The organism is Streptomyces sp. NPDC001532 (assembly GCF_040298625.1).
Lineage (GTDB): Bacteria > Actinomycetota > Actinomycetes > Streptomycetales > Streptomycetaceae > Streptomyces.
In genome coordinates this window covers 1-14,564 of the sequence record NZ_JBEPAL010000069.1, presented here as the reverse complement: position 1 = coordinate 14,564, position 14,564 = coordinate 1, and the positions used below count along the sequence as shown (strand labels likewise).

Sequence of the window (14,564 nt, the reverse complement as noted above, 5' to 3'; positions counted from 1 at the left end):
CTGGCTGGACGGGGGACACCAGCCAGGGCCGTAGCGGTGGCGGAGGAGGATGCCATCGACCCCGTCACCACGTGTGTATGAACGATAAACCATCTCCCGGTGTTCCTCGAAGCCGGAAGCCGGTCACGTGACCTGTTTCACTCGTGTTACGTCCTCCTCACTCGTCGGCCACCACGCGGATGGTGTCCAGCGAGGGGTCCGCGGCGTCCGGCAGGTTCATGCCCGCCGTCAGCCCCGTGCGCAGATAGCGCAGGACGGGAGCGTTCAGCCGCTCGCCCGGCAGCACGGCCGGGATGCCCGGCGGATACGGCGTGATCATCTCCGCCGCGATCCGGCCGTCCGCCTCGGCGACCGGCACCGCCTCGGCCGGACCGAAGAACGCGTCCCGCGGCAGCATGACCTGGGCCAGCCGCAGCTCGGCCGGTTCCGGCACCGCCACCCGCGGCGCCTCGCCCAGCTCCGGCGCGATCCGCGCGAGGTCCTTGAGCGCCGACAGCAGCTCGCGCGCGGTCTCCCGGTCGTCGGCGTGGGTGAGCTGGGCCCCGATCCGGCGGTGGTCCGTGAGATGCGCGTCCACCGCGCGGTGTTCGCGCAGCCAGTCCGCGGCCTGGTAGCCGGTGATGCCGAGCCCGGTGACGTCGATGACGCAGGGCAACGGGTCGAAGTCGTCGGCGAGCCCCGGCCCGCAGTAGTCCGACCGGTCGTCCACGTGCAGCCCGTCGATCTCCTCGATCGCCGCCCGCACCTCGGCCGCCAGCTCCAGCGCGTCACCCAGCAGCCGCCGCCCGTGCAGCGCCATCTGCCGCCGCCAGCCGTCCATCCCGGCGTAGATCAGCGTGGAGGGGCTGGTGGTGCTCAGCAGTCCGGCGCGCATCCCGAGCAGCTCGGGGGAGACCCGTTCGCCCTGGAGGTGGAAGACGGACCCCTGCTCCAGCCCGCTGCCCATCTTGTGGATGCTGGTCACGCAGATGTCGGCACCCGCGTCCATCGCCCACGACGGCAGCTCCGGATGGAACGGCAGGTGCGCGCCCCACGCCTCGTCCACGATCAGCGGGCGGTCGCGCCGGTGGCACACCTCGGCCAGCTCCCGCAGATCGGCGCAGCCGCCGTACGGGGTCGGGCTGGTGACCAGCGCGCCCTTGGCGTCGGGATGAGCCTCGAAGGCCTGCTCGAACTCGGCGGCGGACGGCGGATGCGCGATCCGCCGCTCGGCGTCCCAGCGCGGTTCCACCCACACCGGCTCGATCCCGGACAGGATCAGGCCCGACACCACCGACTTGTGGGCGTCCCGCCCGATCAGCAGTTTCTCGTGCGGCCCCGCCACCGCCAGCATCGCCGCCTTCACCGACAGGGAACTGCCGCAGGTGCTGAAGAACGTGTGGTCCGCGTGCACCGCGTCGGCCATCAGCTCCTGAGCCCGCTCCAGCACCCGCCCCCGCTCCAGCCGGTCGTCGAGCCCGCCCGACGCCAGCACGTCACCGAGGAACACCGCGTCCCCCAGCACGGCCCGCACCGCGGGATCGGCCCCCCGGGCCTGCTTGTGCCCCGGCGGCGTGAAGGACAGACGGCCGGAACGACGGTACTCGTCTAGGGCCTCCAGCACGGGCGCCCTGGTGTGATCGGCAGACATGGGCGTCGGGTGCCCGGAGCCGGCGCATGTCATGCCCGCAGCCCCCGCCCGCCGCCCGCCCGGCGCAGCACACGTCCGCCGCCTGGCCGACTCCGCCCCTGTCCGCCGTCTGCCCGGCGCGGCACACGTGCGCCGCCTGGTCCGGGCGGCACCAGTCCGCCGCCTGCCCGGCGCACCATACGTCCGCCGCCTGGTCGACTCCGCCCCCGTCCGCCGCGTGCCCGGCGCGGCACGCGTGCGCCGCCTGGCCGGCTCCGCCCTTATCCGCCGCCTGGTCGGGGCGGCACGTGTCTGCCGTCTAGCCGGCTCCGCCCCGTCCGCCGCCTGGTCGGCGGCACGCGTCTGCCGCTGCCCGGCGCAGCACACGCCCGCCGCTTGGCCGACTTCGCTCCCGTCCGCCGCGTGGCCGGATCAGCACGCGTGCGCCGTCTGCCCGGCGCAGTCCGCGTTCGCCGCCTGCCCGGCGCGGCACGCGCCCGCCGCCCCGGTCCGCCGCCTGGTCTGCGCAGCACACGCCCGCCGCCCCGTCGGCTCAGCTTTCGTCCCGGTGCCTGCCGGGGTTCAGGATCTCGTCCAGCACCTCGACCACCACCTCGTAGGCCAGAGCGCGCACGGCGGCGTCCCGGCCCTCGTCCGGGTCGGCCGGCTCCGCGCCACCGCGGTCCCGCCACACCCGCTGCTCCCGCAGGGCCCACGCCCTGCCCCGCTGGATCCGCCGCATCAGCTCGTCTGAGTCCACGACATCGGTCATGCCGTCCGCGTACCCGCCCCGGCGGCTTCGATGGCGATCCGGACCCGGGCGCGCCGGTTTCGGTGCCCGCCGCGGGTTTGGGCGCGCCGTCGGCGGTGAGCCGAAAAGTGGGGGCAATCGGGCGGAATCGCCCTTGTCCCTTCTCCGGGCCGGCTCCGGCCAGGATCTGCGATCGAGCAGCCAGGGAGCGAGACCAGTGAGCACGTATCACTCGACCGAGCCCCTACGCGAACCGTGGGGCCGCAACGGGCCGGTACGCCGAGGCGGGTGCTGCCCGGCCGACGTACGCGGCGCCGTGCGCCGCGCGGTGACGCGGCGGTGCCTGGACACCGGCGACCGCTGCGACGAGGACGGCCTGGCCGACGCGCTGCTCGTCGCCTCGGAGCTGACCACCAACGCCATCCTGCACGGCGGCGGGGTCACGGAGGTCGACGTCGACGTCGTCGAACACGGGGTGCGGGTGTCGGTGAGCGACCGCAGCGACCGCCTGCCCGAGGTCAGGGCGCCGGTCGACGCCCGTGGGCGTCGGCGCGTCGGGGGCCGCGGCTGGCCCATCGTGTGCCGGCTGGCGCGGGACGTGCAGGTGACGGGACTGCCCGCGGGCGGCAAACGCATCACTGCCGAGGTCGACCTCTTCTGACTCCTCCGAACGGGCGACAAGGTTCCCGCACGGAGCCCGCGTTTGCACGCATGGCGGCAGGGCAGACGCACTTTCGTGCTTCGGACCGGAGGCGCGCCGGCGGGAAGAGGTCTGCGCTCCGGGGCCCCAAGGTCGAACGGACCGGCGCCCTTCCCGCGGCAATCCCGTGACAAGTCGCTGAGAAGACCGTTCAGGAGCGATTCCGCATGCGCATCGACACGTCGACCAGCCGTACCACCACCACCGGGCCCGCGACCACGCACCGACGAACCCACGACGACGCTCCCGAGACCGCCGACCTCTTCGCCCGGCTGGCCGACCTGCCCGACGGCCCCGAACGGGACGCCGTCCGCGATGAACTCGTCACGGCCTGGCTGCCCATGGCCCACCGCATCGCCGGCCGCTTCCGCGACCGCGGCGAGGCGGTCGAGGACCTGCGTCAGGTGGCCGCACTCGGCCTGGTGAAGGCGATCGACCGCTACGACCCCGAGCGCGGCGCGTTCGAGAGCTACGCCGTGCCCACCATCACCGGCGAGGTCAAGCGCCACTTCCGGGACCGGATGTGGGCCCTGCGAGTGCCGCGCCGGGTGCAGGAACTGCGCAACAAGGTGCGCGTCGCCCGCCGCGAACTCGCCCAGGCCCCGGGCACGCGCGAGCCCACCGTCGCCGAGATCGCCGCCCACACCGGGCTGACCGAGGAAGAGGTCGGCGCGGGCCTGGAGGCCCTGGAGAGCTTCAGCACCCTCTCCCTCGACGCCGAACTCTCCGGCGACGAGGACGGCTACAGCCTCGCCGACACCCTCGGCGCGCCCGACTCCTCGTACGACATCGTCGTGGACCGCGAGTCCGCGAAGGAGTGCCTGCGCAATCTGCCCGAGCGGGAACGCGCCATCCTCTACATGCGGTTCTTCGAGGACATGACGCAGAGCCGCATCGCCGACCGGCTCGGCATCTCCCAGATGCACGTCTCCCGGCTCATCAGCCGCAGCTGCGCCCGCGTCCGCGACGAGGCGCTGGGCCGCCGCACCCCGGCGCGTCCCGCCGCCAACCGCGCGGCCGGCTCGCGCGCGGGGCGGCGCCCGCGCCGCTGAAGCAGGTCCGCACCACACGACGGAGGCCGGTCCGAAAGGACCGGCCTCCGTCGTTCGCTCACCGTCCGGTTCGCTCGCCGTCCGGCGCCCTCGCTCAGGGCCGAGGACTCGTCCCCTGGACCTGTTCCCGCACCTGTTCCGGCGTCAGATACGAGTCCGTGTACTCGAAGTCCTTGAGCTTGGCGGGGGTGCGCGCCTGGAAGCCGGTACGGACGAAGTCGTCGCCGGCGATGGCGTTGAGCACCCAGTTCGTCATCACCCGGGTCTTGGCGACGTTGGTGCGCAGCGCCGACCAGTGATAGCCGCGCGCGACGGCCTGCGCGGGCAGCCCGCGCAGCTCCACGCCGAGCGGCTTGGACACCGCGTCCCGCCCGCCGAGGTCGACCACAAGACCCAGGTCCTTGTGCACATACGGCTCCCTGGGCAGGCCGCGCAGCGTCGCGATGACGTTGTCGGCGACCTTGCGGCCCTGCCGCATGGCGTGCTGCGCGGTCGGCGGGCACACGGCGCCCTCGTCGCCCTTCGCCATGTCGGGCACCGCGGCGGCGTCGCCCAGCGCGAACACCCCGTCATGGCCCGGCAGGTTCATGTCGGCGGTGACGGCGAGCCGGCCGCGCACCGTCTCCGCGCCCAGCGTGGCGATGAGCGGGCTCGCCACCACACCCGCCGTCCAGATCAGGGTGCGGGTGGGCACCACCCGGCCGTCGGTGAAGGTGACCTCCTCGGGGCCCGCCTTCTCGATCGACACGCCGAGCGAGACCTCGATGCCCCGCCGCCGCAGCACCTCCTGCGCGCTGCGGCCCAGCTTGTCGCCCAGTTCCGGCATCAGCTTCGGTGCGATGTCGATCAGATGCCACTTGATCAGGCTCGGGTCCAGCCGCGGATAGCGCCGGACCGCGTTGTGCGTCAGCCGTTGCAGACAGGCGGCCGTCTCGGTGCCCGCGTAACCGCCGCCGACGACCACGAACTGGAGCCGCGAGGCCCGCTCGGCGGGATCCTGGCTGGCGTCGGCGAGGTCGAGCTGCGAGATCACGTGGTCGCGGATGTAGGCGGCCTCGGCGAGGGTCTTCATGCCGAAGGCGTGGTCGGTGAGCCCGGGGATGTCGAAGGTGCGGGTCACACTGCCCGGGGCCAGCACGATGTAGTCGTACGGTTCGTTGACGGTCTGCCCGGTGATCGCGCGGATGACGCAGACCTTGGCCTTCAGGTCCACGCCGATGGCGCCGCCGGGGATGATCCGGGTGCGGTACTTGCGGCTGCGGCGCAGGGACAGCGCGATCGACTGGGGTGTCAGCACCCCGGAGGCGACCTGCGGCAGCAGCGGCAGATAGAGCTGGTAGGAGAACGGGGTCACCAGGGTCACGTCGGCCTCGTCGGGGCCGAGTTTCCGTTCCAGGCGCCGTACGCACTCCACTCCCGCGAAGCCGGCGCCCACCACCAGAATCCGGGGTCGTGTCACGTTGTCCATCCCTTCCGCGGTTTACGCATCGATCCCACCGTGTGGAGGGCCGTCGCGCCAGTCGGGGCCGCAGCACGGGCCCCTTGCCGAGTCCGGGGGAGTGGCCCTCACCACGGCAGGAACGTGTGCACGTCCTTGCCGTCCTCCCCGGTCACCACGCTCACCTGGTCGCACAGGGCGTGCAGCAGATGCCAGCCGATGCCACCGCCGCCGGTGCTCGGCTTGAACGGTCTCGGCGACGGCTCGGTGGTGCTGGTGTCGTGCAGGGTGACGTGCACACCGTCGAAGGTGCGCCGCATCCGGAGCTGGAACGGCCCCGGGGCGTACTGCACCGCGTTCGCGGCCAGTTCCGTCACCACCAGCAGAATGTCGTCCCAGTGCTCGGGCGAGGCCGGCGGAGCCACCCGCGCGAGGTCGCGCAGATAGCCCTCCGCGGCCAGCCGCGCGCCGGTCACGTCGCGCGGTTCACCCGCGAAGCCCATCGTTCGACTGGGCATTCCTCGCGAAGTCAGTCTGTCGTCCCAACCCGGCTCGGTCGTCATGTCGCCATTTCCCGCGTACGATTCGCCGGCGCGTTCACCAGGCGTTTTGCGTTCGCCACGTACGCGGGTTCCCCATGCCGCACAGCCCATGCGGTCAAGGGCGGCTTGATCACCGGAACACGTCGTCCGACTCCTCCCACTCCGCCGCCTCCTCGGCGGCCCGCAGCCGCGAGGTACGCGCCCGAGAGGCGTACATCGCCTCGATGTCCTGCGCGTAGTGCCGCACGATCGCGTCCCGCCGCAGCTTCATCGACGGGGTCAGCAGTCCGCTCGCCACGTCGAACGGCGCCGGCAGCACCCGGAACACCCGGATGGACTCCGACCGCGACACCGCGCTGTTGGCCGCGGCGACCGCGCGGGCGACCTCCTCCCGCAGCGCGTTCTCCTCCCGCGCCTCCCGCAGCGGCGCGTCCCCCGGCAGCGCCAGCCCCGCCCGCCAGTGCACCAGGAACTCCGGATCCAGCGTGATCAGCGCACCCACGCAGGGCCGGTTGTCGCCCACCACGACCGCCTGGTGGACCAGCGGGTGCAGCCGCAGCCGCTGCTCCAGCACCGCCGGGGCGACACTCTTGCCGCTGCTGGTGATGACCACGTCCTTCTTGCGGCCGGTGATGGTGAGATAGCCGTCGGCGTCCAGCTGTCCGAGATCCCCGGTGGCCAGCCAGCCGCCGCGCAGCGCGGCCCGCGTCGCCGCCTCCTCGCCCACATAGCCCTGGAACACCGACGGACCGCGCACCCAGATCTCCCCGTCCGCGGCCACCCGCAGCTCGGTGCCCGGCAGCGCCTGCCCCACGGTGCCCGACTTCTCCCGGCCCAGCGGCTGCATGGTGATCCCGCCGCTGGTCTCGGTCAGCCCGTACCCGTCGTGCACATAGATGCCGATGCCCTCGAAGAACAGGGACAGCTCACGGTTGAGCGGCGAGCCGCCGGAGGTCGCCCGGCCCACCCGGCCGCCCAGCGCGGCCCGCAGCCCCCGGTACACCGTGCGCTCGAACAGCGCGTGCTGGAGCCGCAGCTCCAGACCCGGCCCGGAGCCCCGGCCGAGCCGCTGCCGCTCCACGGCCGCCGCGTAGGACCGGGCCGTCTCCGCGGCCCGCTCGAACAACGCCCCGCGGCCGGCCTGCTGCGCCGTCCGCAGGAACGTCTTGTACAGCTTCTCGAACACCGACGGGACGGCGTAGAAGTACGTCGGGCGGAACGACCGCAGCGCCGCCGCCAGCGCCGCCTCGCCCAGCTCGGGCTCGTGCCCCAGCACGATCCCGCCGCGCACGCACAGGCCCTGGATCATCAGGCCGTACACATGGGAGAACGGCAGGAAGGCGAGGACCCGGCCCTGCTCGCCCGGCGGGGCCGCAGTGTGGCCCCAGCCCGCCAGCAGGGTGTCGCACGGCGCGGCCAGCCCGCGGTGGCTCAGCGCGCAGCCCAGCGGGCGCCCGGAGGTGCCCGAGGTGTAGGTGACGGCCGCCGTGGCGTCCGGCAGCACGATCCGGCGCAGCGAGTCGACGGTCTCCTGCGGGATCACCTCGCCGCGGGCGGCCAGCTGGTCCAGCGCCCCCGCGTCCAGCTGCCAGACGTGCCGCAGCGCGGGCAGGCCCGCGCAGACCGAGCCGACCGTCATCGCGCCGTGCTCGTCCTCGACCACCACGGCCACGCACCCGGCGTCCCGCAGGATCCACTCGACCTGGTCGCGGGAGGCGCTCGGGTACACCGGCACCACCTCGGCGCCCACCGTCCACAGCGCGTAGGCGAACACCGTCCACTCGTAGCGGGTGCGGGCCATCACCGCGACCCGCCGGCCGGGCGAGATCCCGGAGGCGACCAGGCCGCGCGCCAGGTCGACCACCGCGTCCCGCAGCTCCACCGCGGTCACCTCCTCCCAGCGGTCGGAGGCCGGGTCCGGGCGGTGGGAGGCGAGCGGCAGGGTCGGGTCGCGCTCGGCCGTCTCGAAGAGCCGGTCGGCGAGGCCCCCGGTCAGCGGTGGCGGCGGAGCCGGGGGAGCGAGAGCGACGTCGCGCATGCGCTGCTCCTGAGGTGTACGGGCCGTGACTACGCCGACGGGGACTGTCATCGACGGTGGTCGAATGTATCGGTCGGCGGGCCCGATCGGTGCGCGGACGGCCAAATGTCTCCGGTTCGATGATCTCGGCCGGATCGGGGGACTCGGGGGACATGAGTCATATCAACCCCGATCCGGAGCCCGAGCGGACGACCGGCCTCGAACCGGGCGGCGGCGTACCCCCAGGGGAGACCCCGCCCGCGGAGAGCAGCATGCCGGAGGCCGGGCCCCAGGAGACGCACAACCCGACCAAGGGCTGGGCCAAGGGACCGCTGACCGTGATCATCGTCCTGGCGGTGCTGATCGCGGCGTTCTTCCTGGCCTACGCGCTGGTGCTCATCCTGTAGCGCCCTGGGTGCGGCGCACGCACGCGGCGACGACCTCGCGCAGGCTGTCGGTCCGTGCCAGCAGTTCGCGCTGCACCTGGGCGCCGTTCCCGTCCCGCAGCAGCCGGGCGCAGCTCTCGCGCGCCCGGTCGAGGTCGCCGGTGTCCTTGAGCGCGTCCCCGACATGGTCGAGCAGGGCGTTGACGACGGTCTCGGCGGGCGCGGGCCGCATCGCCGGGGGGAGCAGCAGCTCGCCGGTGAGGCCGGAGCGGGCGGCCCGCCATCCGGCCAGCCGCAGCACGCTCACTCCGAGGTCGGCCGCCGGCCGGCCGGCCCGCCAGTCCCGGGCGGCCGTCTCCACCAGCCCGCGGGCGAGGGTGGCGATCAGTACGGCGGTGTCGGCGTCCAGGCAGACGTCCGAGACACGGATCTCCACGGTCGGGTAGCGCCGGGACAGCCGGGCGTCGAAGTAGACCATCGCCTCGTCGAGGAGGGTGCCGGTCGCCATCATGTCGGCGACCCGGCGGTCGTACTCCGCGGCCGAGCCGAACAGCTCGGTGGGGCCGGCCGAGGGCCAGCGCTGCCACACGCGGCTGCGGTAGCTGGCGTAGGCGGAGTCCTTGCCCTGCCAGAAGGGCGAGTTGGCGCTGAGCGCGGACAGCACCGCGAGCCAGGGTCGCAGCCGGTCGACGACCGCGACGCCCTCCTCGTCGGAGTCGACCGCCACATGCACATGACAGCCGAGGACGAGCTGTTCCCGGGTGGCGATCCCGTACTCCTCCGCCATCCACTGGTAGCGGCTGTTGGCGCCGACGGCCGGGCTGACCGGCAGCGGCGAGGTGGCCAGTGCCGCCACCGTGCAGCCGATGTCCTCCGCGTGCCGGGCCGCCTCGGCCCGGCAGCGGACTATCTCCTCGCCGAGCACCGCCATGTCCGTCTGCGGGTCGGTCGCGAACTCCAGCATCTGCTCGTGGAGTTCCTTCTCGAACACGTCCTGATCGGCGTCCTCGTGCGTGGCGCGGGCGAGCACGGCCGCCGAGCGCGCCCGCGGCTCTCCAGTCTCTGGATCAACCAGGAGGAGTTCCTCCTCCACACCCACGGTGCGCACCTGTGTCCGCCTTTCCGAGGCTCTGCTACGGGACGGGAGGACAGCCCTCCCGTACGCCCCGGATGCCCCGTGGACTCGGGTTCACACCGCCACCGGCGTCAGCCACACCGTGGCCAGCGGCGGCAGGGTGAGCCGCAGATGGCTCTCCTCCGGCTTGACCGGACCGGAGTGGGTGACGTCGCTGCCGCCGTAGCGGGCCGCGTCGGTGTTCAGCACCTCCTCCCAGGCGACGACGTCGTCGGGCACCCAGAGCCGGTAGTCGTGCCGGACGACAGGGGAGAAGTTGCTGACCGAGAGCAGCGGCGTGCCGTCGGCGGCCATGCGCAGGAACGCGAAGACGTTGTCGTCGGCCGAGTCGCACGCCACCCAGCGGAAGCCCTCCGGGCTGGTGTCGCGCTGCCACAGCGCCGGCGTCGCGAGGTACCGGTGGTTGAGGTCGCGCACCAGGTCGCGCACCCCGCGGTGGTCCGGCTCCGCCTCGTAGCCGGGGTCGAGCAGCCACCAGTCGGGCCCGTGCGGCTCGGACCACTCGCCTCCTTGCGCGAACTCCTGCCCCATGAACAGCAGTTGCTTGCCCGGGTGGGCCCACATGAAGCCGAGGTAGGCGCGGTGGTTGGCCCGCTGCTGCCACCAGTCGCCGGGCATCTTGGAGACGAGAGCCTGCTTGCCGTGCACCACCTCGTCGTGCGAGATCGGCAGCACGTAGTTCTCGCTGTACGCGTACACCATCGAGAAGGTCATCTCGTGGTGGTGGTACTTGCGGTGCACCGGCTCCTTGCTCATGTACTGGAGCGAGTCGTGCATCCAGCCCATGTTCCACTTCAGCCCGAACCCGAGACCGCCGCTGTCGGTCGGCCGCGTCACCCCGCCCCAGGCGGTGGACTCCTCGGCGATGGTCACCACACCGGGCACCCTGCGGTACACGGTCGCGTTCATCTCCTGGAGGAACCGCATGGCGTCCAGGTCCTCACGGCCGCCGTAGGCGTTCGCCGACCACTGGCCGTCCTCGCGGGAGTAGTCGAGGTAGAGCATCGAGGCGACCGCGTCCACCCGCAGGCCGTCGATGTGGAACTCCTCGCACCAGTACACCGCGTTGGCGACCAGGAAGTTGCGCACCTCGGTCCGCCCGAAGTCGAACTCGTACGTGCCCCAGTCCGGGTGCTCCGCGCGCTGCCCGTTCCCGGGTTCGTACAGCGGGTCCCCGTCGAAGCGGGCCAGCGCCCAGTCGTCCTTCGGGAAGTGCGCCGGCACCCAGTCCATGATCACGCCGATGCCGGCCTGGTGCAGACGGTCGACCAGGTACCGGAAGTCGTCCGGATCGCCCAGCCGGGAGGTCGGCGCGTAGAAGGAGGTGACCTGGTAGCCCCAGGACCCGCTGAACGGATGCCCGGCGACCGGCATCAGCTCCACATGGGTGAAACCCAGGTCCTTGACGTACGCGGGCAGCTCATCGGCCAGCTGCCGGTAGGTGAGCCCCGGCCGCCAGGACGGCAGGTGCACTTCGTACACCGAGAACGGCGCCTCGTGCACCGGGGTGTCCGCGCGGTGCGCCAGCCACTCCTGGTCGCCCCACTCGTAGCGCGACGACGTCACCACCGACGCGGTCGCGGGCGGCACCTCCGCCTCGCGGGCCATCGGGTCAGCCTTCAGGAACCGGCCGCCGTACTGCGAGGTGATCTCGAACTTGTACCGGGTGCCCTCGCCGACCCCCGGCAGGAACAGCTCCCACACTCCGCACGCGCCCAGCGAGCGCATCGGGAACGCGGTCCCGTCCCAGTGGCAGAAGTCCGCCGCGACCCGCACCCCGCGCGCGTTCGGCGCCCACACCGTGAACCGGGTGCCCGTCACGCCCTCGTGGGTCATGGGCTGTGCCCCGAGCGCCTTCCACAACTGCTCGTGGCGGCCCTCGCGGATCAGATGCAGATCCAGCTCGCCCAGCGCCGGCAGGAACCGGTACGGGTCGTGCGTCTCCTGCTCGTCGTCCCCGTACGCCACCAGCAGCGTGTACGCCGGGATCCGGTCGAAGGGGAGGACGGCGGAGAACAGCCCGTCGCCCTCCGAGACCAGGGCGTGCCGCTCCCCGTCGACCAGCACGCTCACCGCCCGCGCGAACGGGCGCAGCGCCCGGACGGCGACCCCGCCCGGCACCGGGTGCGCCCCGAGCAGGGCGTGCGGGTCGTGATGGGACCCGGACAGCAGCCGGTCGCGGTCGCCCGCGTCCAGCGGCGGGGCCACCCCGCCCGGCCGGTGCGCGGGCGGGAGCGGGCCGGAGGCCTCGGGAAGTGAGGTGTCGCGCAGCGCCACGGTGTCAGTCTCCTCTCACGGCGAGTCGTTCGATCGCCGCCATCGGCACAGGGAGCCAGTCCGGACGGTGTCTGGCCTCGTAGAGCACTTCGTACACAGCCCGGTCCGTCTCGTAGGCGCGGAGCAGACCGTGCTTCTTGCGGGGATCCCACCCGGCCCGGGCGGCGTACCCCGCGCAGAACGCCTCCCGGCAGCGGCGCGCCCACTCGGGGCGCCAGGGCCGGCGCTGCCGGGCCGCGTAGTCGAAGGAGCGCAGCATGCCCGCGACGTCCCGGACCGGGGACTGGGCGCTGCGCCGCTCGGCGAGCGGCCGGGACGGTTCGCCCTCGAAGTCGATGACGAACCACTCACGCCCCGCCCGCAGCACCTGTCCCAGGTGCAGATCGCCGTGGATCCGCTGGGCCGGCGGCCCCGGATCACAGGTGGTGAGCGCGCTGAACGCGCCCCGCAGCCCCGGCACGTACGGCCGCAGCGCCGGCACGGCGTGGGCGGCGGCGTCCAGCCGCTCCGCCATCGCCGCGGCCGTCCACGCGTTCTCGCCGGGCACACCGGTCGGGAAGGCCGCGGCCAGCGCCAGGTGGACGTCCGCCGTGGCCCGGCCCAGCTCGCGGGCGTGGCCGGTGAAGTCCGCGCCGGTGGCGAGCGCGTTCAGGGCCAGCGTCCAGCCGTCGGAGGCGTCCCGCAGGAACGGCTGGAGCACTCCGAGGGTGGCCTCCTGCGGCTGGGTGGTGCGGAACCACGCCACCGGCGCCGGCACCCGCTCGCAGCCCTGCTCGGCCAGCGCGCCCGGCACCTCCAGGTCCGGGTTCACACCCGGCTGGATGCGCCGGAAGACCTTCAGGATGAACTCGTCGCCGTACACCAGCGAGGAGTTGGACTGCTCGGCGTCCAGCACCCGGGGCACCAGACCCGCCGGCACCGGCTTGGCCGGGTCGGTCTCGAAGCGCAGCGGACCGGCCGAGCCGGGCTGCCGCAGCCGCTCCAGCAGCAGTTGCGCCGAACGGGGGTCCAGCAGGGCGTCGTAGATCGTCTGACCGGCCAGCGGGCCTTCCTGCGCCTGCCCGATCAGTGCCCGGCCGAGCCGTGGCGACGGGTTCTTCCGCACGCCGAGGAACAGCTGGTAGATGTCCCCGGGCGGCGGGGTGCCGCCGGGCGCGGGCACGCCCGCGTGGCCGCTGTGCCCGCCGGCGTGCCCGGCGTGCACCAGCAGGTGCAGACAGCCCGGGAACAGCTCGGTCAGGGACAGCAGGCGCAGGTCCGTGACGGGACGGTCCTTGCCGGCGAACCAGCGCTGCCTCGGCAGCCACGCCCGCAGCAGCCCGTCGAGCGAGGCCATGGGCCGGGTGAGCCCGGCCCGCCCGCTGCCGCTCGGTCGGAGGGATGCGGTCTTCGTCATGGTGACGCCTCCTTTCGTCGGCGCACGCTCACAGTCGTCGGCCGATGCGAGATGCGACTCGGACGAGCCGGAACCAGTAGAAGCCGTGGCCCCCGAGGGTCAGCAGGTACGGCAGTTCGCCGATGGCGGGGAAGCGCACACCGCCGAACAGCTCGACCGGGTGACGTCCGGCGAACTCGCTCAGGTCCAGCTCGGTCGGCTGGGCGAACCGCGCGAAGTTGCTCACGCACAGCACCAGGTCGTCCTCGTACTCGCGGAGGAACGCGAGCACGGCCGGGTTCGACGACTGCAGCTCGCGGAACGAGCCGAGGCCGAAGGCCGGGTTCTGCTTGCGGATCTCGATCATCCGCCGGGTCCAGTGCAGCAGCGACGACGGCGACGCCATCGACGCCTCGACGTTGGTGACCTGGTAGCCGTAGACCGGGTCCATGATCGTGGGGAGGTAGAGCCGGCCGGGGTCGCAGGTGGAGAAGCCCGCGTTGCGGTCGGGAGTCCACTGCATGGGCGTGCGGACGGCGTCCCGGTCGCCGAGCCAGATGTTGTCTCCCATGCCGATCTCGTCGCCGTAGTACAGGATCGGCGAGCCGGGCAGCGACAGCAGCAGCGCGGAGAACAGTTCGATCGTGTGCCGGTCGTTGTCGAGGAGGGGCGCCAGACGCCGGCGGATGCCGATGTTGGCCCGCATGCGCGGGTCCTTGGCGTACTCCGCCCACATGTAGTCGCGCTCTTCGTCGGTGACCATCTCGAGGGTCAGCTCGTCGTGGTTGCGCAGGAAGATGCCCCACTGGCAGCTGGAGGGGATGGCCGGGGTCTTGGCCAGGATCTCCGAGACCGGGTAGCGGGACTCACGGCGCACGGCCATGAAGATGCGCGGCATGACCGGGAAGTGGAAGGCCATGTGGCACTCGTCGCCGCCGCTGGCGTAGTCGCCGAAGTAGTCGACGACGTCCTCCGGCCACTGGTTCGCCTCCGCGAGGAGCACCGTGTCCGGGTACATCGCGTCGATCTCGCGCCGGACCCGCTTCAGGAACTCGTGGGTGGCCGGCAGGTTCTCGCAGTTGGTGCCCTCCTGCGCGTACAGGTAGGGCACCGCGTCCAGGCGGAAACCGTCGATGCCGAGGTCCAGCCAGAAGCGGAGAGCCGCCAGGATCTCCTCCTGCACGGCGGGGTTCTCGTAGTTGAGGTCCGGCTGGTGGGAGAAGAACCGGTGGAAGAAGTACTGCTTGCGGACCGGGTCGAAGGTCCAGTTGGAGACCTCGGT

General features: G+C 72.7%; 12 protein-coding genes. 3 read left to right on the top strand and 9 right to left on the bottom strand.

Annotated features, from left to right (window positions below; genetic code table 11):
* Positions 1-157 precede the first annotated feature (157 nt).
* Together ABT232_RS36680 and ABT232_RS36675 are read right to left on the bottom strand one after the other, a co-directional pair.
* Positions 158-1,630 (bottom strand): aminotransferase class I/II-fold pyridoxal phosphate-dependent enzyme, encoded by a 1,473-nt coding sequence (locus ABT232_RS36680; protein ID WP_351848679.1) that lies wholly within the window; start codon positions 1,628-1,630, stop codon positions 158-160.
* Between the two features lie 532 nt (positions 1,631-2,162).
* Entirely contained in the window at positions 2,163-2,381 is a 219-nt protein-coding gene (locus tag ABT232_RS36675; RefSeq protein ID WP_351848677.1) for a hypothetical protein, read from the bottom strand.
* Between the two features lie 196 nt (positions 2,382-2,577).
* Between ABT232_RS36675 and ABT232_RS36670 the strand changes: the two genes are divergently transcribed.
* Together ABT232_RS36670 and ABT232_RS36665 are read left to right on the top strand one after the other, a co-directional pair.
* Positions 2,578-3,021: an ATP-binding protein gene (locus tag ABT232_RS36670; protein ID WP_351848674.1), complete on the top strand. Its 444-nt coding sequence runs from the start codon at positions 2,578-2,580 to the stop codon at positions 3,019-3,021.
* 206 nt (positions 3,022-3,227) lie between these two features.
* Entirely contained in the window at positions 3,228-4,112 is an 885-nt protein-coding gene (locus tag ABT232_RS36665; RefSeq protein ID WP_351848671.1) for a SigB/SigF/SigG family RNA polymerase sigma factor, read from the top strand.
* Between the two features lie 94 nt (positions 4,113-4,206).
* Here ABT232_RS36665 and ABT232_RS36660 read toward each other — a convergent pair whose 3' ends face one another.
* The 3 genes from ABT232_RS36660 to ABT232_RS36650 all read right to left on the bottom strand — a co-directional run bounded on the left by ABT232_RS36660 (position 4,207) and on the right by ABT232_RS36650 (position 8,130).
* Positions 4,207-5,580, bottom strand: coding sequence for an NAD(P)/FAD-dependent oxidoreductase (locus tag ABT232_RS36660; RefSeq protein WP_351848668.1), 1,374 nt, complete (start codon positions 5,578-5,580; stop codon positions 4,207-4,209).
* A gap of 98 nt (positions 5,581-5,678) precedes the next feature.
* A complete protein-coding gene (locus ABT232_RS36655) occupies positions 5,679-6,113 on the bottom strand; it encodes an ATP-binding protein (protein ID WP_351848666.1) in 435 nt (144 codons plus the stop codon).
* 109 nt (positions 6,114-6,222) lie between these two features.
* Positions 6,223-8,130, bottom strand: a complete 1,908-nt coding sequence (locus ABT232_RS36650) for an AMP-dependent synthetase/ligase (protein ID WP_351848663.1) — start codon at positions 8,128-8,130, stop codon at positions 6,223-6,225.
* 152 nt (positions 8,131-8,282) lie between these two features.
* Here ABT232_RS36650 and ABT232_RS36645 point away from each other — a divergent pair, with 152 nt between their 5' ends.
* Positions 8,283-8,516, top strand: a complete 234-nt coding sequence (locus ABT232_RS36645; RefSeq protein ID WP_351848660.1) for a DUF6480 family protein — start codon at positions 8,283-8,285, stop codon at positions 8,514-8,516.
* Here ABT232_RS36645 and ABT232_RS36640 read toward each other — a convergent pair.
* The 4 genes from ABT232_RS36640 to treS all read right to left on the bottom strand — a co-directional run.
* On the bottom strand, positions 8,506-9,603 hold the full coding sequence (locus ABT232_RS36640; RefSeq protein WP_351848657.1) for a glutamate--cysteine ligase 2: 1,098 nt from the start codon (positions 9,601-9,603) through the stop codon (positions 8,506-8,508). The two genes, ABT232_RS36645 and ABT232_RS36640, sit on opposite strands and share 11 nt — an antisense overlap.
* 81 nt (positions 9,604-9,684) lie before the next feature.
* Positions 9,685-11,907, bottom strand: a complete 2,223-nt coding sequence (gene glgB, locus ABT232_RS36635) for a 1,4-alpha-glucan branching enzyme (protein WP_351848655.1) — start codon at positions 11,905-11,907, stop codon at positions 9,685-9,687.
* A 4-nt stretch (positions 11,908-11,911) separates the two neighbouring features.
* Positions 11,912-13,303: a maltokinase N-terminal cap-like domain-containing protein gene (locus tag ABT232_RS36630; RefSeq protein WP_351848652.1), complete on the bottom strand. Its 1,392-nt coding sequence runs from the start codon at positions 13,301-13,303 to the stop codon at positions 11,912-11,914.
* Positions 13,304-13,331: 28 nt separating this feature from the next.
* On the bottom strand, positions 13,332-14,564 hold a 1,233-nt coding region (gene treS, locus ABT232_RS36625; RefSeq protein ID WP_351848649.1), incomplete at its 5' end, for a maltose alpha-D-glucosyltransferase.